This window comes from Alloalcanivorax xenomutans, from assembly GCF_900217905.1.
Lineage (GTDB): Bacteria > Pseudomonadota > Gammaproteobacteria > Pseudomonadales > Alcanivoracaceae > Alloalcanivorax > Alloalcanivorax xenomutans.
On sequence record NZ_OBMO01000008.1, the window covers coordinates 91,378 to 117,196 of the forward strand.

Below are 25,819 nucleotides of genomic sequence, written 5' to 3' on the forward strand. Positions count from 1 at the left end.
AACACCAGGAGCGCAACGCACATGGCGCTGATCAACGCCTCATCGCCCCATACCCGGGGTCCCGTCGACACCGGCATGGTGATGCGCCAGGTAATCTACGCCACCCTGCCCGGCCTGGCGATACTGACACTTTTGTTCGGCATCGGCACTTTGTTGAATGTGGTCTGGGCGATACTGGTGGCGGTACTCTGTGAAGCGGCCATGCTGCGTGCTCGTGGCCGTCCCATTGCATTGTACTTGCGCGATGGCAGCGCCGTGGTCACCGCCGTGCTGCTGGCTCTGGCCCTGCCCCCCACCGCGCCCTGGTGGCTGACGTTTATCGGTGTGGCGTTCGCCATTATCGTCGCCAAGCAGCTGTACGGCGGCCTGGGCATGAATCCGTTCAACCCGGCCATGGTCGGCTACGTGCTGCTACTGATCTCCTTCCCGGTAGCGATGACCAACTGGGTCGGCGGCGCTCCCTATCGCACTCCCGATGTTCTGGAAAGCGTATTCCAGTTCCTCGGGCATGGCGCGCTTGACGGCCTTTCCGGGGCAACCCCTCTGGACACCTTTCGCACCTTCGCCGGCAACGCCGATGCGCTGGATCGCATGATTGTTCTGCATGGTCGCTGGGCCGGGCTCGGCTGGGAATGGGTCAATCTGGCGTTTCTGCTTGGCGGGCTATACCTGCTGTTCCGTCGCGTGATCGGCTGGCATATTCCGCTGGCCTTTCTCGCTGGCCTTGCCCTGCCGGCGCTGATCGCCTGGCAGATTGACCCGTTGCGTTATGCCGATCCGCTGTTTCATCTGTTTTCCGGCGGCACCATGCTTGGCGCCTTTTTCATCGCCACCGATCCGGTCAGCGCCGCCACCAGCTCACGTGGGCGTCTGATCTACGGCGCGCTGATCGGAATACTGATTTGGGTGATCCGCACCTATGGCGGCTATCCGGACGCGGTGGCGTTCTCGGTGCTGCTGTTGAATCTGGCGGCCCCGTTCATTGATTACTACACCCGGCCGCGCACCTATGGCCACGAGCGCGCCAAGCGGGGAGCCGGCTCATGATTGGCCAGGCGATTACCCGCAACGCGGTGATTCTCGGTCTGTTCGCCATCGGCACCGCCGCCACTCTGGCGCTGACCAATCAAGCCACCCGGCAGCGGGTGGAGTGCAACCGGCAAGCCGCCCTGGCGGACGCTCTGGCCCAGGTGATGCCACCGGCCCGGCACGACAATCCGTTATTGGATGACAGCATTACCGTTACCGACCCCTTACTGGGCCACGGCGAGCATCATATCTACCGTGCCCGTCTTGGCGGCGAGGCCAGCGGCGCGGTACTGGAAGCGGTGGCGCCGGACGGCTACGGTGGTGATATCCGTTTGATCGTCGGCGTCGACCGTGACGGCACCGTACTCGGCGTGCGCGTGGTGCCACCGCATAATGAAACCCCGGGGCTGGGCGATAATATCGAAATCCGCAAATCCGATTGGATTCTGGGATTCAACGGCACTTCCCTCGAGCAGCCGTCCGCTTCGGGATGGGCAGTGAAGAAGGACGGCGGCCGGTTTGACAGTTTCACCGGTGCCACCATCACTCCCCGGGCGGTGGTAAGCGCCGTGCATGGCGCCCTGCGTTACTATCAGGCGCACGGAGATGAGGTGTTCAAAGCGCCCGCCCAAGCGCAGACAACGGAGAGCTGTGATGGCTGACGTGGATTACGGCAAGATCACCCGCGATGGGTTGTGGAATAACAATCCGGCCACCGTGCAGATTCTCGGCCTGTGCCCACTGTTGGCGGTGACCGGTTCTGTGGTCAATGCTCTTGGTCTGGGCCTGGCCACGCTGGTGGTGCTGATGGGGTCCAACGCCGCCGTGTCGCTGATCCGTCACTATGTCACCGACGCCGTACGGTTGCCCGCCTTTGTCATGATCATCGCCGCCATGGTGACGGTGATCGAGATGCTGATGCAGGCGTTCACCTTCGAGCTGTACCAGATTCTGGGGATCTTTATTCCTCTGATCGTGACCAACTGCACCGTGCTCGGACGCGCCGACGCTTTCGCCAGCAAGCACGCGTTGCTGCCGGCGGTGACCGACGGTTTCATGATGGGCCTGGGTTTTCTGATCGTGCTGGTGATTCTTGGCGCCCTGCGCGAAGTGGTTGGCGCCGGCACCCTGTTCGCCAATATGCAATTGCTGCTCGGCCCCTGGGCGGAACAGCTGCGAATCGAGATCATCCCCAACTACGGCGGCTTCCTGCTCGCGGTCCTTCCCCCCGGGGCCTTCCTGGGGCTGGGTCTGATCATCGCCGGCAAGAATGTCATCGACAAACGGATGAAAGCCGCCAAACAGCGCCGAGAGGCCCCTTCCTCCTCCGGCAGCCGCCGCGTCCGCACCACCGGTAAAGTCAGTTGATCGGAACCGGCGGGTCACGCCGGTTTCACCTTTCTTTCGCCTGAAAAGCCGCTCTGATAACCAAAAATTTGGTGTGCCGCCAGTCGCGATTTTACTACTGTTATACAACGGGTCGGCCAAAATCCACGATAATAAGCTCATACAACGGCAAACTTTAATAAAAGGAGCCCCCCCATGAAGAGTGCAGCCCTTGTCGCTTTGACCGTCGTGGGTACCGTTGCCGTGGCCGGGATCGGATATGGCGCCTACCAGGCAATAGCCCCGAAACAGTCCGGCTATGCCGAGGTGACGAACGTGGAACCCATCGTCAAGAAATGGCAGGAACCCCGCGAGGTCTGTCAGGACGTGGCGGTACAACGTCAGGCTCCGGTGAAGGACCAGCATCGTATTACCGGTAGCGCCATTGGCGCCGTGGTCGGCGGCGTGATCGGCCATCAGTTCGGTGGCGGCAGCGGCAAGGACGCGGCCACCGCGGGTGGTGCCATCGTTGGCGGTATCGCCGGCAACCAGGCGCAGAAGAAAATGCAGCAAAACAACACCGTCACCACCACCGAGCGGCGTTGTAACACGGTAATGGACAACAAGAGCTCCGTGGAGGGCTACGAGGTCACTTACGTGTTCGACGGTAAGAAAGACACCATCAAAATGGACAACAAACCGGGTGACCGGCTGCGTATTGAGGACGGCCACGTCATCACCCAGTAAGGACGCAAAACCGAAAAAGCGCTCACCATCAAAAAGGCCGCTGGAAAGGATTCCAGCGGCCTTTTTGCAGTTGACAGTTGATAGTGGACAGTTGACAGCGAAAAACAAAGAAAAGACGAAACAGCCTGATCTTTAGCCGCCGTGGGAAGCTTGCTTGCAAGCGAACGGGGTTCGCTCAGGTGTTTGCAATATTCCTGTTTTTATTTTTTCGCTATCAACTGTCAATTGCTTTTCACCCTCCAAGTACAGAAACAAATCCCTGAATAATAGTGGCGTTGACGATATCGACGATGAAACCGCCCACCACCGGAATGATGATGAAGGCCAACGGCGAGGGACCGTGATGCTGCGTCACGGCCTGGATATTGGCCACCGCGGTGGGCGTGGCACCCATGGCGAAACCGCAATGGCCGGCGCACAACACCGCGGAATCGTAGTTCCGGCCCATCACTCTGAACGTGACAAAAACAATAAAACTGACCGCCAGCGCCACCTGAACCAGCAGCATGGCCAGCATCGGCAGCGCCAGATCCACCAATTGCAATAACTGCAGACTCATCAGCGTGATGGCAAGAAACACGCTCAGCGAGGTGTTGCCCACCATCTCGATGGTGGCGTCATTCACCGGCCACAGCCGGCGGGCCAGGTTACCCAGCAGAATGCAGACGAACAGCACCCAGACAAAGGTCGGCAGGCGCACCCAGTGCTGGGAGTAGTGTTCCGCCACGGAACCCACCACCACACCGATGGACAACAGCATGAGAATACGCACCACACTGGCGGCGGCAATGGGACGGGGCTTTTCCGCGCCATCGTATTCGCCATCCTCGCGGCCAGCGGGGACCTGCAGCCTATAGCGCCGAATCAGCATCATTGCCAATGGCCCACCCAGTAGCGCCCCGAATACCAGACCAAAAGTAGCGGACGCCGCGGCCAGTTCGCTGGCGCCGTCAATACCAAAGTTATTGGCAAAGACTTCGCCCCAGGCGATACCCGTGCCGTGGCCGCCGGTCATGGTGATCGAGCCTCCCAGCAGGCCGTAGAACGGTGACAGTCCCAGCAGTTTGGCCATCAGGACACCGGCCACGTCCTGCAGAAATACCAGGATGATCACCAGAATCGCGAACACCACCATCGGCCAGCCACCCTGGCGCAGCAAACGAAAATCCGCGGCCAGGCCCACCGCGCCGAAGAAAAACAGCATGGCGGGGCCTTTCAGAGCATCATCGAAGGCCAGCGATACACCCGCCAGCTGCAGACCGGTGACCAGCAGCGTGGCAAGCAGCCCGCCCACCACCGGTTCCGGCATATTGAGGTCGGACAGAATACGGAACCGATGAACCAATAACTGCCCCACTACCAATACGATGAGGGCCACCATCAGGGTTTCCATGGCGGAAAACTGCATACTCACTCCCTTTTCCTTCGCCCTCTTACCGGGGACATGGGCAATCTGTTTTTGACGCGGGGAAGTCCGGTTCGTTCCGACGTGGCGATAGCGCCCTGATTCGCTATACTGCGGCGATCTGATTCAGGAGCAGGCATGAATCGCGAGAAACGCACGGAAATTTTCCGCCGTCTGCGGGCACAGCGTCCTCACCCCACCACGGAACTGAACTACAACACCCCTTTTGAATTACTGGTGGCGGTGGTGCTGTCCGCCCAGGCCACCGATGTCGGCGTCAACAAGGCCACCGATCGCTTGTTTCCGGTGGCCAATACGCCGGAAGCGATTCTGGCATTGGGCGTGGACGGTTTGAAGGAATACATCAAAACCATTGGGCTGTTTAATTCCAAGGCCAATAACGTCATTAAACTGTGCGAGCAGCTGCTCGCCTTTCATGGTGGCGAAGTGCCGCGTGATCGCGCCGCTCTGGAGGCGCTGCCTGGCGTCGGCCGTAAAACCGCCAACGTGGTGCTCAACACCGCCTTCGGTGAGCCCACCATCGCCGTGGACACCCATATTTTCCGCGTGTCCAATCGCACCCGCATCGCGCCGGGGAAAAACGTCAACGAAGTGGAGCAACGCTTGCTCCGGGTCGTCCCGGAGGAATTCAAGCGTGACTGTCACCACTGGCTGATCCTGCACGGGCGTTACACCTGCGTGGCTCGCAAGCCAAAGTGCGGAGAATGCATCATCGCCGATCTATGCGAGTTTCCGCGGAGTCAGCGGCCGGTGTAAGCCCCATCCGTATCCTGGTGCCAGCCCGCCCTATACGGCGGCACATCCAGCGCTGATTCGCTGCCAGGGCAGCGAAAGACCTGTTACTACCATGGCTCCCGGACAAGCCGGGAGCCGGGTTTCACTTACAACGTCAGCCGGTCGCGGATCGCCTGCAGGGTTTTCTCACCAATGCCCTTGATCGCCAGCAACTGCTCCACATCCTGAAACGGCCCTTCCTGTTCCCGCCAGGCAATGATCGCCTCGGCGGTCTTCGGGCCGACGCCCTTGAGCAATTGCAGCTCCGCCGACGTGGCCTGATTCAGGTTGATGGTCTGTTCCACCACCGCCGAAGCCGTGGCACTGTCCAGCGCCGGATCCTCCGCTGCCTGGGTGGCCTGGGTCCAGACCGCCGATCCCAGCAACGCCGCCACCAAACACAATGCACGATAGAGTTTCATTCCCTTCTCCTTAAGGTTTGTTGTTGGAGAAGACACTCTAAACGGGACGCGCGGAGCAGGCTGTCCGCCATTTCAGACAGTTATCGTCAGTGTTTCAGGACAAACTCTGTAGGATTTCGTCCACCACCGCGGCCGGCTCCGCCGCCTGGGTGATAGGGCGGCCGATAACCATGTAGGAGACGCCCTGCTCGCGGGCCTGGCGCGGGGTCATGATGCGGCGCTGATCGTCACTGGTACTGCCCTCGGGACGAATGCCCGGTGTCACCAGCAGGAAGTTCTCGCCCCGGGCGCGACGCAGCACCGGTGCTTCCAGGGCGGAACAGACCACGCCATCCAGACCGCTCTCCTCGGTCAATCGCGCCAGTGCCATCACCTGCTCCTCGGCGGCACGGGCAATGCCCACTTCGCGCAGATCGTCGCTGGTCTGGCTGGTCAATACCGTCACCGCGGTAAGCAAGGGCCGGCGGGCGGCACCTTCCAGCGCTTCCCGGGCGGCGCTCATCATGCGCTTGCCGCCACTGGCATGCACATTGACCATCCACACGCCCAATTCGGCGGCGGCGCGCACGGCGCCGGCCACGGTGTTGGGGATGTCGTGATACTTGAGGTCCAGAAACACGTCAAAGCCCTGGTCCTGTAACGCTCTCACCACATCGGGACCGGCCCGGGTAAACAGCTCCTTGCCCACTTTTACCCGTACCCGGGCGGGGTCCAGCCGCGCCGCCATGGCCAGGGCGTCCTCGGCGCGAGGGTAGTCCAGAGCAACGATAATGGGACTGCTGGGGGTCACGATTTGGCGTCTCCTTCGGATCGCGGTTTGATGGTGCCCCAGCGGCGGCAACTCGGGCAGCGCCATTGCAACAGCGGCGTGGTAAAGCCGCAACGACGGCATTGATAGATGGTGCGGTCGCTCATCAGCCTTTGCGTCAATTGCTTGAGCAATTCGAGCTGTTCACGGGCTTCGCTTTGATCAGCCACCTGCAGATTCATATCGATCAGGCGATCCAACCCCCGAACGGAGGGGTTGGCCTGCATGTACTCGGCGATGAATTTGGCCGCTTCACGATCGCCATAGCGCTCCTTGAGCTGACCGGACAGCACCAGCACCCGGGCGGTGCTGGGATGCTCGGCGCTGTAGTCGGCGAGCATGCGGATGAAGTCCTCTTCCTGCTCCAGTTGTTCATAGCACTGACGCAGATCGTCCAGGTATTCATCGAAGAAGTCGCGGTCCTGATCCCAGATGCGGCGGAAGGCGGCGATGGCCGCTTCCCAATTCTGTTCGCGCATTTCCAGGCGCCCCAGATCGACGCTGGCGCGCACGCACTCCTTATCGAAGCCCAGGGCGCGGCGCAACGTGCGGCGGGCCGGCCCCAGTTCGCTACGGGCCACCTGCCCTTCCGCCTCCTCGCAGCAATACTGGGCCAGAATCGGCGCGATCTTGGCGTCGCCCTTGATCAGCCGCTCGCCCATGGCAATGGCATTGGGCCAGTCACGCTCCTGCTCATAGAGCTTCATCAGCTGACGCGTTACCTGCTCGCGCTGCTCACAATCCTGGTCGAGCATTTCCAGCAGCACTTCCTCGGCGCGGTCGAACAACCCGCCGGCGAAATAATCCTCGGCCAGCTCAAGCTGGATCTGCTCCTGGGTGGGCCGCGGCAAATCGCCGCTTTCCAGCAGGTGGGAGTGGATCAGGGTGGCACGGTCGAACTCGCCTCTTTTGCGAAACAGGCGCGCCATGCTGAGGTGGGTTTCCAGGGTCTGGGGGCTGACCTCCAGACTGCTGAGCAGGGCTTCCACCGCCTTGTCCGGCTCCTCGTTGAGGAGGAAGTTGAGCCCGGCCACGTATTCCTGGGACAGCGACGCCATGCGCCGCCGTTGCCGCCGCTTGCCTTCACGCCGCCCCAGGAAGAACCCCATGGCGATGGCGAAGAAGAACAGCGGTATCAGCCATAGGGGTTCACTCATGAACGGCTTCCAAACAACCCACGCAGTCCTTTAAAGCCCAGCCCGGTGAGCAGCCCGGCCAACAGGCCCACGGCAAGCAGACCCACGGCAAGCACGCCCAGGCTGACCTGCCAGCGCCATCCCTGGATCAACATATCCAGAGTCACCATTTGAGTGTTGGCGGTAACAAAGAAGAATGCGGCCAGGAAAATGGCCAGCAGTACCAGAATCAACAGAGCACGGTAGAGAGTTCGCATGTCGGTCAGGCCCCGGTGTCGTCGGTATCAGCCCCGGATGGCCTTGGCGCTGTGGCTGGCATGGTGGCGCCGCTCGCTCCGGTGCTCGTTATGGTCGCCCCCGTCATCGTCCTGCATGGCACGATTGACCCGTTCACGCAGGTCCTTGCCGCATTTGAAGTGGGGAACGTATTTGCCTTGCAACTCCACGCTGGCGCCGGTCTTTGGATTACGGCCCACGCGCGGGGCGCGGAAATGGAGGGAGAAGCTGCCGAAACCCCGAATCTCGATGCGTTCGCCTTCTACCATGGCGTCGGCCATGTAGTCGATCAGGGCTTTGATGGCGAGTTCCACGTCCTTGGTGGAGAGATCATTGCTGGTGTAAGTTCTGGCGATCCGAGCGATGAGTTTGGACTTGGTTAACGCAGATGCCATTACAACCTACTCCCCTGGGCTCCCTGCCCAGCGGGGCCGGCCTCGTGGCCGGCCCCCGGGAGGAGCCGTTATGACTCGTTGCTGTTTTCCATTTGCTGCTTGATCAGGTCACCAATGGTCTTCGGAGCATTGGCTTCCTGGCCTTGCAGGTTGTCCATGGCCTCGCGATCCTGAACCTGATCCTTGGCACGCACGGACACATTGATGGAACGGTTCTTACGGTCGATGTTGGTGATCCGGCCTTCCACCTCGTCACCCACGTTGAGAACCTGGGAAGCGTCGTTAACGCGATCACGGCTGATCTCGCTGGCACGCAGGTAACCTTCCACGTTTTCAGCCAGCTCGACGGTGGCGCCTTTGGCGTCCACGGCCTTAACCGTACCCTTAACGATGCTGCCCTTCTCGTTTGCAGCAACATACTGAGCAAACGGATCGTCTGTCAACTGCTTGATTCCAAGGGAAATTCTTTCGCGCTCGGCATCGATGGACAGAACCACGGTTTCCAGCTCGTCACCCTTGTTGAAGTTGCGTACCGCGTCTTCGCCGGCTTCTTCCCAGGAGATGTCGGAAAGGTGCACCAGACCGTCGATACCGCCTTCCAGGCCGATGAAGATGCCGAAGTCAGTGATGGACTTGATCTTGCCGGAGATGCGGTCGCCTTTCTGGTAGTTGGTGGCGAAAGCTTCCCACGGATTGGACAGACACTGCTTGATGCCCAGGGAAATACGACGGCGATCTTCGTCGATATCCAGGATCATCACTTCCACTTCGTCGCCGATCTCTACCACTTTGGACGGGTGGATGTTCTTGTTGGTCCAGTCCATTTCGGAAACGTGAACCAGGCCTTCCACACCTTCCTCGATCTCGGCGAAGCAGCCGTAATCGGTAAGGTTGGTAACACGCGCCTTGACGCGGGCACCTTCCGGGTACTTCTGCACGATGTCGTGCCACGGATCCTCGCCCAGTTGCTTGAGGCCCAGGGAGACACGCATTTTCTCGCGGTCGAACTTGAGTACCTTGACTTCGATTTCCTGGCCCACTTCGACGATTTCGCTGGGATGCTTGATGCGCTTCCAGGCCATGTCGGTAATGTGCAGCAGGCCATCGATGCCGCCCAGATCCACGAACGCACCGTAGTCGGTCAGGTTCTTCACGATACCCTTGACCACCATGCCTTCCTGCAGGGATTCCAGCAGAGCTTCGCGCTCGGCGGAGTGTTCCGCTTCCATGACCGCGCGGCGGGAAACCACCACGTTGTTGCGCTTCGGATCCAGCTTGATGACTTTGAAGTCCAGATCCTTGCCTTCCAGGTGGGTGACATCGCGAACCGGACGGATATCCACCAGGGAGCCTGGCAGGAACGCGCGGATCGGACCGATATCCACGGTGAAACCACCTTTGACCTTGCCGGAGATCTGACCTTTGACGATCTCGTCTTTGTCGAAAGCCACTTCCAGTTCGCCCCAGACTTCGGCGCGCTTGGCTTTCTCACGGGACAGGCGGGTGAAGCCCATGCCATCATCGATGGCGTCAACGGCAACTTCCACCTCATCGCCTTCGGCGATTTCCAGTTCACCGCTCTCGCTGATGAACTCGTCGCGGGAGATGATGCCTTCGGATTTCAGACCGGCGTTGACCACCACCCAGTCGCTGTCGATGGCGACCACGGTGCCGCGGATGATGGAACCACGGGCAACGTCCAGGTCCTTAAGGCTTTCTTCAAAAAGTTCGGCAAAAGATTCAGTCATGAAAAAACGTCTCACGATACACGCGCCAGCCAGCAGACGCGGGTTATGGATAAAGCGATCACCACCCCAAGCTGGTTTACTGTAAGGGGCTGGCGTTCGTTATGCAGCAACGGCTCCAGCCGCACCACCGCAATCAGGGCGCGTCCGAAGCCGTTTAAAGAGCCGGTTCGGGCTCTGAAAACCAATTGTGCCTGATCGTCAGATCAGTGAGCGGGCCGCTGCCTCATCGAGGATACGCGCGACCACCTGATCCACAGTCAGGTCCGTGGAGTCCAGCTCCAGGGCATCTTCCGCCGGTTTCAGCGGTGCCACGGAGCGCTTCATATCCCGCTCATCACGAGTACGAATATCCTCCACAAGGGCCGCGAGGGTAGCATCAAACCCCTTTTCTTTCAACTGATTGTAGCGCCGCCGGGCGCGCTCCTCGGCGCTGGCGGTCAAATAGATCTTCAGCGGGGCGTCACGAAACACCACCGTGCCCATGTCACGACCGTCCGCCACCAATCCCGGCGCCTGGGCGAACGCCCGCTGACGTGCGAACAAGGCATCGCGAACCGGCTGCAACACCGCCACCTGGCTGGCCAGTTCGCCCACGCTTTCCTGGCGGATCTCCTCGCTGACGTCGGTTTCCTCGAGCACCACGCGGGTGTCCCCGCCCCGCTCCACGAACCGGACAGGCAGATTCTCCGCCAGGTCCACCAGCTCGAGCTTGTTATCCAGGGCCACCCCCTGGTGTCGCGCATACAGCCCAAGCACCCGGTACAGGGCGCCGGAATCAAGCAGATGCCAGCCCAGCGCGGACGCTACCCGCCGCGCCACGGTGCCCTTGCCGGAGGAAACCGGTCCGTCAATGGCGATAATAGGAATCATCGAACCTCCAGGCCCAGCCCCAGCGACCGCATCAGGTCGGCGAACCCGGGGAAGCTGGTGGCCACAGTGGCACAATGGCGAATGGTGATCGGCGCCGTGGCGCGCAGCCCGGCAATGGCGAAGCTCATGGCGATCCGGTGATCATCGTGGGATTCCACCTCGGCACCACCGAGAACACCGCCGGTAATGCGGATGCCATCCTCGAACACCTCCAGATCCACGCCCAGGGCGCTCAGGCCGTCGGCCATCACCTGAATGCGATCGGACTCCTTCACCCGCAGTTCCTCGGCGCCGTGCAGCACGGTGTCGCCTTCAGCACAGGCGGCGGCGACAAAGATCGCCGGAAATTCATCAATGGCCAGCGGCACCAGCTCGGCGGGAATCTCGATACCCTTGAGCGGCGCGCTTCTGACCCGCAGATCCGCCACCGACTCGCCGCCGCTGTCACGTTGATTCTCCAGGGTGATATCGGCCCCCATCAAACGCAGGATATCGATCACGCCGGTACGGGTCGGGTTGATGCCGACATGAGGCAGCAGCACGTCACTGCCCGCCGCGATGGAAGCGCCAACCAGCAGGAACGCGGAAGAAGAAATATCCGCCGGAACTTCCAGATGACAAGCGCGCAGGGCGCCGCCCCCGGTGACCGCGCGTAGCGGCCCTTCACTGCGCACCGGATAACCGAAACCGGAGAGCATGCGTTCGGTGTGATCGCGGGTCGGCGCCGGTTCCGTCACCGCTGTCTCGCCCTGGGCGTAAAGCCCTGCCAGCAACAGCGCGGATTTGACCTGGGCGGACGCCATCGGCAAGTCATAATGAAAGCCCTTGAGTGTCTGCCCGCCACGGATCCGCACCGGCGGGCGGCCGCCGTCGCCGGTTTGAATACTGGCGCCCATTTCCCGCAGCGGTTTGGCCACCCGTTCCATCGGCCGCTTGGACAGCGAAGCATCACCGGTGAGGGTAACGTCAAACGCCTGACCGGCCAGCAGCCCGGTGAGCAAGCGCATGGAGGTGCCGGAGTTGCCCATGTAGAGCGGCTTGCCCGGGTCCTTCAGGCCGTGCAAACCGACCCCATGCACGGTGACCTTGCCGTTATGGGGGCCTTCGATCACCACGCCCATGTCACGGAACGCCTGCAAGGTGGCAAGCGCGTCCTCCCCTTCGAGAAACCCTTCCACTTCCGTGATGCCGTCAGCCAGAGCGCCGAGCATGATGGACCGGTGGGAAATGGATTTGTCGCCGGGCACCCGGGCGCGGCCCCGCAGGCTGCCACCGGGCTGAACCACGAAGGTGGGATCGTGCTGATCGCTCATGCTGCTCTCGTTATCCGAATGGCGCGCCTGCGTATAGGAGGTCCTCGCATTGAGCGCCAGAAAATGGGCCCGTGCCGTGTTGGCGCGGGTCATGATACCCATCAGGGCGTCGGAGTCACCGGCCTCGATGGCGTCACGGAAACCGTCGATGCCATCCCGGAACAGGGCCAGAGCATCCAGCACCGCCCGCCGGTTCTCCTGAAAGATATCGTGCCACATCACCGGGTCGGAACTGGCGATACGGGTGAAATCGCGGAATCCCCCGGCGGCGTAGCGGAAGATCTCCGTGGAATCGCCCTGGCGTGCCAGGGTATCGACCAGGGAAAACGCCAGAAGATGGGGCAAATGGCTGGTTTCCGCCAGCACGCGGTCGTGATGCTCCGGCGTCATCTCCAGCACTTCGCTGCCCAGCGCGGTCCACAGTTCACGCACCGCGCGGGTGGCCGCCGGATCGGTCTGCGCCAGCGGCGTGAGAATCACCCGGTGATCCTGGTAGAGGCCGGCGTCGGCGGCGGCCACGCCGCTGGTTTCCTTTCCGGCGATGGGATGTCCGGGCACGAAGCGGGAAAAATGCCCCCCCAGCGTCCGGCGAGCGGCGGCGATGACACTGCCCTTGACGCTGCCGCCGTCGGTGACGATGGCGCGCTCCGACAGCCCCGGCGCCAGCGCCGCCAGGGAGCGCTCCATTGCTGACACCGGCGTCGAAAGCAACACCAGATCGGCGCCACGCACCGCCAACGCCAGATCCTGGCTGCCTTCATCGATCAGCCCCATGGCCAGGCCCTGTTCCAGGGTCCGGGCGGAACGGCTGCCGGCCACCAGCGTGCCCGCCAGGCCCCGCTCCCGCAAAGCGGCGGCAAAAGAGCCGCCGATCAGGCCCAGCCCGATGATCGCCACCCGTCGAAACAGCGGGGCGTCACGGCTCATCAGCGCGCCCCCGCTTTGATGACCTTGCCCAGGGCCTTCAGGAAACGTTCGTTTTCCCGCGCCGTGCCCACCGTGACGCGCAGGTGGTTGGGCAGACCATAGCCGCCCAGCGGGCGCACGATGACGCCTTCACGCAGCAGCGCCTCGTACACCGGCAAGGCCTCACCGGCGCAATCCACGGTAATGAAGTTGGCCACCGAGGGAATATGCTCCAGCCCGAGCTGATTCAGCCCTTCCACCAACTGGCCGAGACCGGCGGTGTTCTCGCAGCGGGAGTTCTCCAGATGGTCGGTATCGTCCAGCGCCGCCTCGGCGGCGGCCAGGGCGGGGATATTGACGTTGAACGGCTGACGCACCCGGTTGAGGATATCGGCCACGTCCGGATGCGACACCGCATAGCCCACCCGCAGCCCGGCAAGCCCGTGAATCTTGGAAAAGGTGCGGGTGACGATCAGGTTCGGATAGCGCGCCAGCCGGCGCAGACCGTCGGGGTAATGGGCCTCTTCCACATACTCGAAATAGGCCTCATCCAAAACCACCAGTACATCTTCCGGCACCCGCTCAAGGAAACGGTCCAGCGCCACATCATTGAACCAGGTGCCGGTGGGGTTGTTCGGGTTGGCCAGGAACACGATACGGGTGTTCTGGTTGATGGCGTCCGCCATGGCGGCCAGATCGTGGCCATAGAGATGCGCCGGCACCATCACCGGTTTGGCCGAGCAGGCCACGGTCACCAATGGATAGATGGCGAACGCGTATTCCGCGTAGACCGTCTCTTCCCCGGGCTGCAGATAAGCCCGGGCCACCAGTTCGAGAATATCGTTGGAGCCGTTACCCAGGGTGATCTGATTGCTGTTGGCGCCGAGCTTTTCCGCCAGCGCCGTCTTCAGGCCGAAGCCGGCGCCGTCAGGATAGAGGTGAACCTGCTCCAGCGCCCGCTTCGCCGCTTCCAGCGCTTTGTGACTGGGCCCCAGAGGGTTCTCGTTACTGGCCAGTTTGATGATGTCGCGAATACCCAGTTCCCGCTCCAGTTCCTCGATCGGTTTACCGGGAGAATAGGGTTGCAGCCGCTGCACACCGCCGTTAGCCAGTTTGATGTAATCGCAGGTCATGGTGTTTCCTGTTTGTTCAGGCCGAATCCACGGCCTTTTCTACAATACCGCTTTGGGGTAGGAGCCCAGGATACGGATGGTGTTGCCATCCCCTTCCAGCTTTTCCAGCACGCTCTTCAACAGCGGATCTTCCTTGTGCCCTTCGCAATCGATGAAGAACACATAGCTCCAGTTGGCGGTACGTGACGGACGGCTTTCCAGACGAGTCAGGTTGACGCCCTGTTCGCGGAACGGCAGCAGCATATCGGAAAGCAGCCCGGGGCGATTCTTGCCGGTGACCAGCATGCTGGTCTTGTCACGGCCGGACGGCGGCGTGTCCTGGCGTCCGATCACCAGGAACCGTGTGGTGTTGTCCGGACGGTCCTCGATATTACTCTGTACCCGCTCCAGCCCATAAAGCTCGGCCGCCATGTCGCCGGCGATGGCCAGCGCGTTCCATTCGTCGCGCAGCCGCCGCGCGGCCTCCGCGTTGGAACTCACCGGAATACGCTCCACCGTGGGCAGATGCGCATCCAGCCACTGGCGGCACTGGGCCAGGGTTTGCTGGTGCGAATAAACGCGGGTGACCTTGTCACGGCGGGTGTGAGGTCCCGCCAGCAAATGGTGGTGGATGCGCAGCTCCACCTCGCCGCAGATTTTCAGGCTGGAGGACATGAAGGTGTCCAGGGTATGGCTGACCATGCCCTCGGTGGAGTTTTCCACCGGCACCACGCCGTAATGGGCGGCCCCGGCTTCCACTTCACGGAACACTTCGTCGATCGCGCCAAGCGGCACGCTTTCCACCGCGTGGCCAAAGTGCTTGATCGCCGCCTGCTGGGTGAAGGTGCCCTCCGGTCCCAGGAATGCCACCCGCATGGGCTGTTCCAGCGCCAGGCAAATACTCATCACCTCGCGGAACAGCCGGGCCATGGCCTCACCGTCGATGGGGCCCTGGTTGCGCTCCTTGATACGCTGCAGCACCTGGGCCTCGCGTTCAGGGCGATAGAACACCGGATTGCTGTCCTCGCGGCGCTTCACATCCGCCACCGCATGGGCCAGTTCGGCCCGGCGATTGAGCAACGTCTGGAGCTGCTGATCCAGAGCGTCGATTTGATCCCTCAGGCTGTCCAACGAATCGGTCATTGTCTCTCTCGCTTGCACGCCGGCACGGATAACGCCCACGCACCGCGGGGAGCGCACGGCCGGATTGTGCCACCATTGTTTCCCATCGTCTTTGCGGGCACCACCGGCAATCGCCATATCCGCCGCTTTCGACACCCCCACCCAACATGGCGTGCCAGCGCGTTATACGCGTGCCGGCGTTTCGCGCGTTAGCGCTTTACCCCTTTCGCTTCTCGAAATCCGCCATGAACGCCACCAGGGCCTCCACCGCGGCCTCCGGCACCGCGTTATAAATGCTGGCCCGCATGCCGCCCACGCTGCGGTGACCTTTCAGATTGTGCAAACCGGCGGCGCCCGCCTCGGCCAGGAAAACCTTGTCCAGATCGCTGTCGGCCAACACGAACGGCACGTTCATCCAGCTGCGATTGGCCTTCTCCACCGGGTTGCTGTAGAAATCGCTGGCATCAATGAAGTCGTACAGCCGCGTCGCCTTGCGCTCATTGATGGTGGCCATGGCGGTCAAGCCGCCCTGCTCCTTGAGCCACTGGAACACCAGACCGGCCAGATACCAGGCGAAGGTCGGCGGCGTGTTGTACATGGAATCGTTGTCGGCGTGGATCTGATAGTTCAGCATCGCCGGCACTTTGGCCCCCGCGCGCCCCAGCAAATCGCGGCGCACGATCACCAGGGTGATGCCGGCCGGGCCGATATTCTTTTGCGCGCCGGCGTAGATCAGGCCGAACCGGTTCACGTCCAGGGGCCGGGACAGGATGGTGGAGCTCATGTCCGCCACCAGCGGCTTGTCCACCTCGGGAATGAAGTCAAACTCCAGGCCGCCGATGGTTTCGTTCGGACAGTAATGCACGTAATCGGCATCGGCGGACAACGTCCAGTCCGCTTGCGGCGGCACATAGCTGAAGTTGCGATCCTCGCTGCTGGCCGCCACGTTGATGTCACCGTAACGGCGCGCTTCCTTGATCGCTTTGCTGGACCACTGCCCGGTGTTGACGTAGTCCGCCTTGCCGTTGTCCCCCATCAGGTTCAGCGGCACCATGGCGAACTGGGTGCTGGCGCCGCCGTGCAGGAACAACACCGCGTAATCGTCGGAGATACCCAGCAAATCCCGCAGATCCTGCTCCGCACGCTGGGCCAGTTCCACCACCACCTGATCACGGTGGCTCATTTCCATCACCGACATGCCGGTGCCGCGAAAATCCAGCAACTCTTCCTGGGCTTGACGCAACACTGCTTCCGGCAACGCCGCCGGACCAGCGCAAAAGTTGAAAGCGCGGGACATTCAGTTTCTCCGTATCGATAAAACGGCCCGGTCGAACCGGGCCGGAATGGTCATGCCGGGAGCAGGAAACGGAACCTCAGTCTTCTCCGTTTCCGTCTTCTTCCGGATTCTCTTCCAGGTCGTCGACGACGTCCTCCGCGCCTTCCAGCTCGGGAATGGTGGCCAGACCGGACAGCGCCTCACCATCACCAAGACGGATCAGGCGCACACCCTGGGTGTTACGGCTCAGATGGCTGACCTCATCGACCCGGGTACGCACCAGCGTGCCCTGGTTGGAGATCAGCATGATGTCCTCCTCGCCAAATACCTGAGCGGCGCCGACCAGAGAACCGTTGCGCTCATTGACCACCATGCCGATCACACCCTGGGTGCCGCGCCCCTTGGTCGGGAACTCGCTCAGATCGGTACGCTTGCCATAGCCGTGCTCGGACGCGGTCAGCAGTTGGCCGCCTTCCTGCGGTACGATCAGCGCGATCACTTCCTCGCCATCGGCGACTTTCATGCCGCGCACGCCCCGCGCGGTGCGGCCCATGACCCGAACCTTGGATTCCTGGAAACGCACCACTTTGCCGTTGCCGGCCACCAGCACCACATCCTCGGCGCCCTGGGTAATGGCCACGTTCACCAGGTGCTCGCCTTCCTGCAGTTTGACCGCGATCAGACCATTGCTGCGCGGCCGGGCGAATTTGGCCAGTTCGGTGCGTTTCACCACACCATTGGAAATGGCCATGAAGATGAACGGGCCGGGAGTGGTATCCACTTCTTCCACACCCTCGGCGTCTTCGATGACATCGGCGCCTTCCGCCTCGTTCTCGTCCTCGTCGTCGGTATTGCCCTGCTGACGCACCATTTCCGCGTCCAGCCGCAGGATAGCGGTGATCCGCTCTTCCTTCTGCAACGCCGGGATCAGATTGACGATCGGTTTACCGCGGGAGTTGCGCCCGCCCTGCGGCAATTCGAACACCCGCAGCCAGTACACCTTGCCGATGCTGGTGAAACACAACAGCGTATCGTGGGTGCCGGCCACCAGCAGCTGCTCGACATAGTCCTCATCCTTCACCGTCGTCGCCGCCTTGCCGCGACCGCCGCGACGCTGCGCGGTATAAGTGTCGATGGGTTGAATCTTGGCGTAACCGCCGTGGCTGAGTGTGACCACCACGGTTTCCTCGGCGATCAGATCTTCCATGCTCAGGTCGGAGCGGGAAGTCTGAATTTCGGAACGGCGCTCATCCGCGTACTCGTCACGAATCGCTTGCAGTTCCTCGCGAATCACCTCAAGCAGGCGCTCCGGGTCGGCCAGAATCAGGCTCAACTCACGGATCTGTTCCAGCAACTCCTGGTAGTCCGTGACCAGCTTCTCCCGCTCCAGGCCGGTCAGTTTCTGCAGGCGCAGATCCAGGATCGCCTGAGCCTGTTCCGGAGACAGGTAGTAAAGCCCGTCACGCAGGCCGAACTGCTCGTCCAGATTGTCCGGACGAGCGATATCCTCGCCACCGGCGCGTTCGAGCATGGTCAGCACATCGCCGGGCTGCCAGCCCTTGGCCAGCAGCTTTTCCCGGGCCTCGGCGCCGCTCGGCGACGCCTTGATCAGTTCGATCACCGGGTCGATGTTGGCCAGAGCCACCGCCAGGCCTTCCAGCAAATGCGCCTTTTCCCGTGCTTTGCGCAATTCATAGACGGTGCGGCGGGTAACCACTTCGCGGCGATGCCGCAGGAAAGCGTCCAGCAGCTGGCGCAGGTTCAGTGTCTTCGGCTGGCCGTCTTCCAACGCCACCATATTGATGCCGAACACCGACTCCATCTGCGTCTGCTGATAGAGATTGTTGAGCACCACGTCACCGTTCTCGCCACGACGCAGCTCGATGTAGATGCGCATGCCCTCTTTGTCGGACTCGTCACGCAGCTCGGTGATGCCTTCGATTTTCTTCTCTTTGACCAGCTCGGCGATCTTCTCGATCAGCCGCGCCTTGTTCACCTGATACGGCAGCTCGGTGACGATGATTGCTTCCTTGCCGCTCTTGTCCGCCTCTTCCACGGTGGCGCGGGCGCGCACGTAGATACGGCCCCGGCCGGTACGGTACGCCTGCACGATGCCGGCGCGGCCATTGATGATGCCAGCGGTGGGGAAGTCCGGGCCCTGGATGTATTGCATCAGGTCGTCCGGGGTCAGGCTGTCGTCGTCGATCAGCGCCAGACAGCCGTCGATCACTTCGCCCAGATTGTGCGGCGGAATGTTGGTGGCCATGCCCACGGCGATACCGGAGGAGCCATTGACCAGCAGGTTCGGCACCCGCGTGGGCATCACTTCCGGGATCCTCTCGGTGCCGTCGTAGTTGTCGACGAAATCCACCGTTTCCTTGTCCAGATCGGCCTGCAGCTCGTGGGCGATCTTGGCCATGCGCACCTCGGTGTATCGCATGGCCGCGGCGGAGTCGCCGTCGATGGAACCGAAGTTGCCCTGCCCGTCCACCAGCATGTAGCGCAGCGAGAACGGCTGGGCCATACGCACGATGGTGTCGTATACGGCGGAGTCACCATGGGGGTGGTACTTACCGATGACGTCGCCCACCACCCGGGCGGACTTCAGGTACGGCCGGTTCCAATGGTTGTTGAGCTCGTGCATGGCGAACAACACACGCCGGTGCACCGGTTTCAGGCCGTCGCGCACGTCGGGCAAAGCGCGTCCGACGATCACGCTCATGGCGTAATCCAGGTACGACTGTCTCAGTTCGTCCTCGATATTGACGGGTGTGACTTCTTTTGCGAGGTCCGTCATGGCGTTCCTTTTGTATCCTCGGTGGCGTGGGTGACGCTCCTGGAAAAGTCAACGATGATAGCACAGCTTGAGAAGCTCTGAATAAGTATTCCGGCTGGGGGCCGATGGTCGACATGACGGCCGATAAGCCACTGGCGTCCCGCGACAGGCCTGCACGCCAGCACGCTCCATTCGCGGCCGAGGCCGCTCCCACGGCAGCGTCATCGCCGCTCCGTGGGAAGCGTGCCGGGCGAGGCTCCGCTTGCCAGCGAATCGCGGGACAATAGAGATCCACGGACCGCACTTGCGCATCGAACCTTGCCCTCCGGACAGGCTATACTCGCCACCACTAATGGCCACCGCCGTCCGGCGGCGGCCCCGGTTGAAGCAAGGAGCCTTGAATGAGCGACAATCAGGCCGACCTGATCCTGCACGCCCGCTGGGTGGCGCCGGTGGCGCCGGACGCCACGGTACTGGAACAGCACGCCGTGGTGGTGCGCGGCGATACCATCGTTGATCTGCTGCCCAGTGCGCTGGCGGACCAGCAATGGCAGGCCACGGAGGTCCGCCGGCTGGACCGGCATCTGCTGATCCCGGGTCTGGTCAATGCTCACACCCACGCCGCCATGAACCTGTTTCGCGGCCTCGCCGACGACCTTCCGCTGATGACCTGGCTGGAAAAACACATCTGGCCGGCGGAGGGACGCTGGGTCAGTGACCCGTTCGTTTACGAGGGTACCCGGCTGGCGGCGGCGGAAATGATTCGCGCCGGCACCACCTGCTTCGCCGACATGTATTTCTTTCCCGACGCGGTAGCCAGGGCCACCCTGGAAAGCGGTCTGAGGGCGGCCATTTTCTGTCCGCTGATGGACTTCCCCACGCCGATGGGGTCCGGGCCGGAGGACTATTTACGGCTGGCCACCGACGCTGTCGATCAGTGGCGCCACGAGCCGCGGCTGTCCCTGGGATTTGGTCCGCACGCCCCTTACACGGTATCCGACGGCCCGCTGGAACAGGCTCTGACCCTGGCCGAGGAACTGGACCTGCAAATCATGATGCACGTGCACGAAACCGCCGGCGAAATCCAGCAGGCGGTGGAGCACAACGGTGACCGGCCCCTGGCGCGGCTGCGCCGGCTGGGCCTGCTGACGCCGAGACTGATGGCCGTGCACATGACCCAGTTACTGGACGAGGAAATCCAGTGGCTGGCCGAGACCGGCACCCATGTGGTGCATTGCCCGGAGTCGAACCTGAAACTGGCCAGCGGCTTCTCGCCGCTGTACAAACTGCGCCAGGCCGGCGTCAACGTCGCCCTGGGTACCGACGGCGCCGCCAGCAACAACGACCTGGACATGATCGGTGAGATGCGCGGCGCCGCCCTCCTGGCCAAGGGCGTCAGCCTGCGCGCGGACGCCCTGCCCGCCGCCGAGATTCTGGAAATGGCCACTCTGGGCGGCGCCCGCGCCCTGGGACAGGAGAGCAGGATCGGTTCCCTGCAGGCGGGCAAGCAGGCCGATCTGGTGGCGGTGGATCTGGCCCGCCTGGAGACCCAGCCGGTTTACGATCCGGTGGCCCAACTGGTCTATGCCGCCAGCCGCGATCAGGTCACCGACGTCTGGGTCGCCGGCCGCGCCCTGTTGAAAGAGCGAAACCTGCTCACCCTCAACGAGGCCCAACTGGTGCACAATGCTCAACAATGGCAACGGAAAATCGCCGGAGAAAGCCAATGAACGAAGTAACCCACAGCAACGTGGACAACAGCGAAGTCGCCAAATTCAACGCGCTGGCGGAGCGCTGGTGGGACCCGAACTCCGAATTCCGGCCGTTGCACGACATCAACCCGCTGCGCCTGAACTACATCGATGAGCGAGTGGATTTGCCCGGCAAAACCGTCATCGACATCGGCTGCGGCGGCGGCCTGCTCTCCGAAGGCATGGCCCGCCGGGGCGCCACCGTCACCGGCATCGACATGGGCGAAGCGCCGCTGGCCGTGGCACGGCTACATGCCGAACAGAGTGGCGTGGAAGTGGAATACCTGCAAACCCCGGCGGAAGACATCGCCGCCGAGCGGGCCGGCCAGTATGACGTGGTCACCTGCCTGGAAATGCTGGAACACGTCCCGGACCCGTTCTCCGTGATCCGCGCCTGCGCCGCGCTGGTCAAGCCCGGCGGCCAAGTGTTCTTCAGCACCATCAACCGCAATCCGAAGTCATTCCTGTTCGCCATTGTCGGCGCCGAGTACGTGCTGCGCCTGCTGCCGCGCGGCACCCATGAATACGCCAAACTGATCCGCCCGTCTGAACTGGCGGGCTGGTCCCGGGATGCCGGCCTGGATGTGCGCGACACCACTGGCATGACCTACAACCCGGTCACCCAGGTGTACAAATTGAACCGGGACGTCTCGGTCAATTACCTGATGCACGCGGTTAAAGCGGTCTGACACTAGCGAGGCTCCATGACATCTCTGCAGGCTGTTTACTTCGATCTGGACGGCACCCTGATCGACACCGCGCCGGACTTTTATAGCGTGCTCAATAACCTGTTGGCGGAGCACGGCCGCCCGGCGGTGAGCTATGCGGCGGTGCGCGCCAATGTATCCAACGGCGCCCGGGCGCTGACCGAGCTGGGCTTTGGCCTGGGCCCGGAAGACGACGCCTTCGACAATTACCTGAATCAATTGCTCGACGCCTACGCCGGTCATCTGGCGGTGGACACCCGGCTGTTCGAGGGCATGGCCGACACCCTGGACTGGCTCGACCAGCATGACCTGCCCTGGGGCATCGTCACCAACAAACCGGAGCGCTTCACCTTGCCGGTGCTCGAGGGCCTGGGGCTGGCAACCCGGGTTGGCGCGGTGATCTGCCCGGATCACGTGCGCCAGAGCAAACCGGCCCCGGAAGGTTTGCTGATGGCAGCCGGGCGGGATGGGGTTAACCCGGTTGCTTGTCTTTACGTCGGTGATCACCTGCGCGACATTCAGGCTGGCAAGAACGCCGGCATGGCCACCGCGGTGGCCGCGTTCGGTTACATCGACGCCGACGACGACCCCCACGGCTGGCAGGCGGACCACCTGCTGGAGCGGGGCGAAGACCTGTTACCCTTACTGAAAACCCTGACAAGCGGGAGCCTGACATGACCGATCTGCAGTCCCTGAATAGCCAGGCGGTGACGTATCAATGTCCGGATAAAGCCTTCAAGGATCGCATCATCCTGGTGACCGGCGCCGGCGACGGCATCGGCCGGGCCGTGTCCCTGGGACTGGCCCGGCACGGCGCCACCGTGATCCTGCTGGGCCGTACCCAGTCGAAGCTGGAAGCGGTGTACGACGAAATCAAAGCCGCCGGCGGCCCCGAACCGGCCCTGGCGCCGGTCAACATGACGGTCGCCCGTCCCAGTGATTATCTGGAGCTGGCCAGCCTGTTCGAGAAAGAGTTCGGTCGTCTGGACGGCGTGCTCCACAACGCCTCGCTGCTTGGCGACATCACTCCCATGGACGGCTACAGCGCCGACACCTGGGACTCGGTCATGCAGGTGAACGTCAACGCCGCCTTCTACCTGACCCAGGCGCTGTTGCCGTTACTTCGCGACAGCAACGACGCCCGCATCCTGTTCACTTCATCCAGTGTCGGCCGGCGCGGCCGCGCCTACTGGGGAGCCTATTCGGTGTCCAAGGCAGCCACCGAGAATCTGGCCCAGGTGCTCGCCGAGGAACTGGAAAACACCTCCAAGATCCGCGTCAACACGGTCAACCCCGGCGCCACCCGTACCGCCATGCGTGCCAACGCCTACCCCGGCGAAGACCCGATGACGCTGAAAACCCCGGAAGAGCTGTTACCGGTCTATCTTTATCTGCTGGGCCCGGACAGCAGCAACGTAAACGGCGTTTCTCTGGACGCGCAGCCCAAATAACGAATCGCGGCCCACTCACGGGCCGCGCCCCTCCCCATATGCAACATCCCCTTGGCTATAGCGACAAAGCCAAACGTCGTCATGGTGCCCGGCGACCGGAACAACTGTGCTATTACTTTTTGCACGGGCCCGAGAAAGCGGCCCTCCTGTCATAGCGCCCACGCCAACAACAAAAAGGGACCTTTATGAAAGCCTTATTGATAAGGGCCGCCACGCTTCTCGTTCTGCTCACCGGTATCGCTACCGTCAGTGCCGAAGACCTGCGCCTGTCACCGGAACAGAAAGCGAAAATGGAAAAGCTGCTGCCCGGGGTCACCATCAGTGATTCGCTGGTATCAGAACTGGCCAGTGTCTTTTATTCACGGGACATGCCGGTGCGGGTGCGGCTCAAGGCGATCAGCAAGTTGGTGGGCATCGACCAGATGCCGCCAGGCACCGCGCTCAAGCGCAAAATCTGTATCTGGGACATCGCCGGCCGCAATGGACCGATCTTTCACGCCGCCATGGAGCAGCGGGCTCTGGCGCTGGAGTACGGCATCAATCTGGAAATGATCCCGTTCACCAATGAGTCGATCATGGTGGATGAATTGAAAGCCGGCCGCTGCGACGCGGCGCTGATGACCGGCTTTCGTGCCCGTGATTTCAATGTCTACACCGGCACCATCGATTCCATCGGCGGGGTGCCGGACAACGACCACATGCGCACCCTGCTGGAAGTACTCGCCCATCCCAGCCAGGCGGACAAAATGGTGCATGGCGACTATGTGATCATGGGCGTGTACCCCGGCGGTGCCGCCCATATCTTCGTCAACGACAAACAGATCAGTTCCCTGGCCAAGGCCGCCGGCAAGAAAGTGGTGGTGCTGGACTACGACAAGACCCAGGCGGAGATGGTCGCCGGTATCGGCGCCACGCCGGTGCCCTCGGATATCGTCAGCGCCCCGAACAAATTCAACAACGGCGTGGTGGATATTCTGGCCGCCCCCCTGATCGCCTACGAGCTTCTGGAGCTGTACAAGGGGATGACGCCGGACGGCGGTATCGTCGATTTTCCGCTGGCGCAGATCAGCATGCAGCTGGTGGGCCGGCTGGACAAATTTCCCAACGAGATCGCCCAACTGGTGCGCGAAGCGTCGTTCGAGGCCTACGACCGCATCCGCGCGCGGGTGAAGATCGAGGAGGATCGGGTGCCGGACCGCTGGTGGATCCATATCCCGGATAAGGAACGCCGCGTTTACGAAAGCATGATGCAGGACGCCCGCAATGTATTGCGCAAGCAAGGCTACTACGACGGCCGCATGCTCGACCTGCAGAAGCGGATCCGCTGCAAATACACGCCGTCTCGCGGTGAGTGTTCCAATTCCTGAGCGCCAGTTGGAGACGCGAACCATGATCCACCGCTGGCTGTATACCGCCCTGCCCCTGCTGGCGCTGCTTGGCCTGCCCCCCGCTCTGATGGCTCAACAGAGCGAAGAACCGGCTCCCGGCGCGGTCACCAAGGCGTTCCAGGAGCGCCGCCATCTGACCATCTGCATTTGGGATCTGGTCGGCCGCAACGGGCCGATTTTCTCCGTGGCCCAGGATCAGAAGGCCCGTTTCCTGGAGTATGGCCTCAACATTGATCTGGAGCCCTATACCAATGAGCGGGTCATGGTCGAGGCGCTCAAGGCACGCCAGTGCGACGCGGCCCTGATGACCGGCATGCGCGCGCGGCTTTTCAACAAGTACACCGGCACCATCGATTCCATCGGCGGCGTGCCCAGTGAAGAGCACATGCGCATCCTGCTGGAGGTATTGGCCAATCCGAAATCGGCACCGCGCATGGTGGAAGGTGACTACGTAATCCTCGGCATCGCTCCCGCCGGCGCCGCCTATATTTTCGTCAACGACAAACGCATCAATACCCTGGCCAAGGCCGCCGGCAAGAAAGTGGCGGTTCTGGATTACGACCCGACGCAGGCGGAGATGGTCGCCCAGGTGGGAGCGTCACCGGTGCCATCGGATCTGGTCAGCGCGCCCAACAAGTTCAACAACGGCGTGGTGGATGTGCTGGCGGCGCCGTTAGCCGCCTATCAGATCATGGAGCTGTACAAGGGTATGACGCCGGACGGCGGTATCATCGACTATCCGCTGGCGCAGATCAGCCTGCAGCTGGTGGGCCACAAGGACCGCTTCCCGGCGGATATGGCGCAGATCTCGCGGGAGCTGTTCTTCGAGGGGTACCGGAAGATGATGGATCGCGTGCATCTGGAATCCCGCCAGGTACAGGACCATTGGTGGGTGCCGATTCCGGACCGGGACAAACAGGACTATGAGGTGATGATGCGCGATGCCCGCCTGCAGTTGCGCGAGCAGGGCTACTACGACGGCGACATGCTCAACCTGCAACAACGGATCCGTTGCAAGCTGGACGCACGCCGCGCCGAGTGCGCCAATCCGGTGGAGTAA

24 protein-coding genes are annotated in these 25,819 nt (G+C 62.2%); 11 read left to right on the forward strand and 13 right to left on the reverse strand.

Annotated elements, in window-relative coordinates; genetic code table 11:
• The first annotated feature begins 21 nt into the window (after positions 1-21).
• The 4 genes from rsxD to CRO06_RS07895 all read left to right on the forward strand — a co-directional run bounded on the left by rsxD (position 22) and on the right by CRO06_RS07895 (position 3,102).
• Positions 22-1,047, forward strand: a complete 1,026-nt coding sequence (gene rsxD, locus CRO06_RS07880; protein ID WP_026949172.1) for an electron transport complex subunit RsxD — start codon at positions 22-24, stop codon at positions 1,045-1,047.
• A complete protein-coding gene (gene rsxG, locus CRO06_RS07885; RefSeq protein WP_097058163.1) occupies positions 1,044-1,691 on the forward strand; it encodes an electron transport complex subunit RsxG in 648 nt (215 codons plus the stop codon). Before rsxD ends, rsxG begins: the two co-directional genes overlap by 4 nt.
• A complete protein-coding gene (locus CRO06_RS07890; RefSeq protein WP_063140721.1) occupies positions 1,684-2,397 on the forward strand; it encodes an electron transport complex subunit E in 714 nt (237 codons plus the stop codon). The genes rsxG and CRO06_RS07890 overlap by 8 nt, the downstream gene beginning before the upstream one ends.
• A 174-nt stretch (positions 2,398-2,571) precedes the next feature.
• Positions 2,572-3,102, forward strand: coding sequence for a glycine zipper 2TM domain-containing protein (locus CRO06_RS07895; RefSeq protein WP_022996449.1), 531 nt, complete (start codon positions 2,572-2,574; stop codon positions 3,100-3,102).
• Between the two features lie 232 nt (positions 3,103-3,334).
• Here the strand turns inward: CRO06_RS07895 and gltS are convergent, their stop codons facing one another.
• Positions 3,335-4,510, reverse strand: coding sequence for a sodium/glutamate symporter (gene gltS, locus CRO06_RS07900; RefSeq protein WP_022996448.1), 1,176 nt, complete (start codon positions 4,508-4,510; stop codon positions 3,335-3,337).
• A 135-nt stretch (positions 4,511-4,645) separates the two neighbouring features.
• On the opposite strand from gltS, the gene nth reads away from it, so the two are divergent.
• Entirely contained in the window at positions 4,646-5,284 is a 639-nt protein-coding gene (nth, locus tag CRO06_RS07905) for an endonuclease III (protein ID WP_022996447.1), read from the forward strand.
• A gap of 125 nt (positions 5,285-5,409) precedes the next feature.
• Here the strand turns inward: nth and CRO06_RS07910 are convergent, their stop codons facing one another.
• The 12 genes from CRO06_RS07910 to gyrA form a co-directional block, all read right to left on the reverse strand.
• Complete coding sequence (locus CRO06_RS07910; protein ID WP_022996446.1) at positions 5,410-5,724, reverse strand: ComEA family DNA-binding protein; 315 nt, start codon at positions 5,722-5,724, stop codon at positions 5,410-5,412.
• A 94-nt stretch (positions 5,725-5,818) separates the two neighbouring features.
• Entirely contained in the window at positions 5,819-6,514 is a 696-nt protein-coding gene (gene pyrF / locus CRO06_RS07915) for an orotidine-5'-phosphate decarboxylase (RefSeq protein WP_022996445.1), read from the reverse strand.
• Positions 6,511-7,689: a lipopolysaccharide assembly protein LapB gene (gene lapB, locus CRO06_RS07920; protein WP_022996444.1), complete on the reverse strand. Its 1,179-nt coding sequence runs from the start codon at positions 7,687-7,689 to the stop codon at positions 6,511-6,513. The genes pyrF and lapB overlap by 4 nt, the downstream gene beginning before the upstream one ends.
• On the reverse strand, positions 7,686-7,925 hold the full coding sequence (locus CRO06_RS07925; RefSeq protein WP_022996443.1) for a lipopolysaccharide assembly protein LapA domain-containing protein: 240 nt from the start codon (positions 7,923-7,925) through the stop codon (positions 7,686-7,688). Before CRO06_RS07925 ends, lapB begins: the two co-directional genes overlap by 4 nt.
• 27 nt (positions 7,926-7,952) lie before the next feature.
• Positions 7,953-8,339, reverse strand: coding sequence for an integration host factor subunit beta (ihfB, locus tag CRO06_RS07930; RefSeq protein ID WP_014995307.1), 387 nt, complete (start codon positions 8,337-8,339; stop codon positions 7,953-7,955).
• Positions 8,340-8,407: 68 nt separating this feature from the next.
• Positions 8,408-10,087: a 30S ribosomal protein S1 gene (gene rpsA, locus CRO06_RS07935; protein WP_022996442.1), complete on the reverse strand. Its 1,680-nt coding sequence runs from the start codon at positions 10,085-10,087 to the stop codon at positions 8,408-8,410.
• Positions 10,088-10,285: 198 nt separating this feature from the next.
• The gene (gene cmk, locus CRO06_RS07940) at positions 10,286-10,957 is read right to left on the reverse strand and encodes a (d)CMP kinase (protein ID WP_097058164.1); all 672 of its coding nucleotides are present in this window, start codon (positions 10,955-10,957) and stop codon (positions 10,286-10,288) included.
• Positions 10,954-13,197 (reverse strand): bifunctional prephenate dehydrogenase/3-phosphoshikimate 1-carboxyvinyltransferase, encoded by a 2,244-nt coding sequence (locus CRO06_RS07945; protein ID WP_097058165.1) that lies wholly within the window; start codon positions 13,195-13,197, stop codon positions 10,954-10,956. Before CRO06_RS07945 ends, cmk begins: the two co-directional genes overlap by 4 nt.
• Positions 13,197-14,309, reverse strand: a complete 1,113-nt coding sequence (gene hisC / locus CRO06_RS07950; RefSeq protein WP_097058166.1) for a histidinol-phosphate transaminase — start codon at positions 14,307-14,309, stop codon at positions 13,197-13,199. Before hisC ends, CRO06_RS07945 begins: the two co-directional genes overlap by 1 nt.
• A gap of 39 nt (positions 14,310-14,348) precedes the next feature.
• Positions 14,349-15,431 (reverse strand): prephenate dehydratase, encoded by a 1,083-nt coding sequence (gene pheA, locus CRO06_RS07955; protein ID WP_022996438.1) that lies wholly within the window; start codon positions 15,429-15,431, stop codon positions 14,349-14,351.
• 196 nt (positions 15,432-15,627) lie between these two features.
• On the reverse strand, positions 15,628-16,707 hold the full coding sequence (serC, locus tag CRO06_RS07960) for a 3-phosphoserine/phosphohydroxythreonine transaminase (protein WP_026949179.1): 1,080 nt from the start codon (positions 16,705-16,707) through the stop codon (positions 15,628-15,630).
• Between the two features lie 76 nt (positions 16,708-16,783).
• Complete coding sequence (gene gyrA, locus CRO06_RS07965) at positions 16,784-19,483, reverse strand: DNA gyrase subunit A (RefSeq protein ID WP_022996436.1); 2,700 nt, start codon at positions 19,481-19,483, stop codon at positions 16,784-16,786.
• Positions 19,484-19,863: 380 nt separating this feature from the next.
• Between gyrA and CRO06_RS07970 the strand changes: the two genes are divergently transcribed.
• The 6 genes from CRO06_RS07970 to CRO06_RS07995 all read left to right on the forward strand — a co-directional run bounded on the left by CRO06_RS07970 (position 19,864) and on the right by CRO06_RS07995 (position 25,819).
• On the forward strand, positions 19,864-21,192 hold the full coding sequence (locus CRO06_RS07970; protein WP_022996435.1) for a TRZ/ATZ family hydrolase: 1,329 nt from the start codon (positions 19,864-19,866) through the stop codon (positions 21,190-21,192).
• Positions 21,189-21,902: a bifunctional 2-polyprenyl-6-hydroxyphenol methylase/3-demethylubiquinol 3-O-methyltransferase UbiG gene (gene ubiG / locus CRO06_RS07975; protein WP_097058167.1), complete on the forward strand. Its 714-nt coding sequence runs from the start codon at positions 21,189-21,191 to the stop codon at positions 21,900-21,902. The genes CRO06_RS07970 and ubiG overlap by 4 nt, the downstream gene beginning before the upstream one ends.
• A 15-nt stretch (positions 21,903-21,917) precedes the next feature.
• On the forward strand, positions 21,918-22,598 hold the full coding sequence (locus CRO06_RS07980; RefSeq protein ID WP_097058168.1) for an HAD-IA family hydrolase: 681 nt from the start codon (positions 21,918-21,920) through the stop codon (positions 22,596-22,598).
• Entirely contained in the window at positions 22,595-23,371 is a 777-nt protein-coding gene (locus CRO06_RS07985; RefSeq protein WP_097058169.1) for a YciK family oxidoreductase, read from the forward strand. Before CRO06_RS07980 ends, CRO06_RS07985 begins: the two co-directional genes overlap by 4 nt.
• 185 nt (positions 23,372-23,556) lie before the next feature.
• On the forward strand, positions 23,557-24,738 hold the full coding sequence (locus CRO06_RS07990) for a putative solute-binding protein (RefSeq protein ID WP_097058170.1): 1,182 nt from the start codon (positions 23,557-23,559) through the stop codon (positions 24,736-24,738).
• Between the two features lie 22 nt (positions 24,739-24,760).
• Positions 24,761-25,819, forward strand: coding sequence for a putative solute-binding protein (locus tag CRO06_RS07995; protein WP_026949183.1), 1,059 nt, complete (start codon positions 24,761-24,763; stop codon positions 25,817-25,819).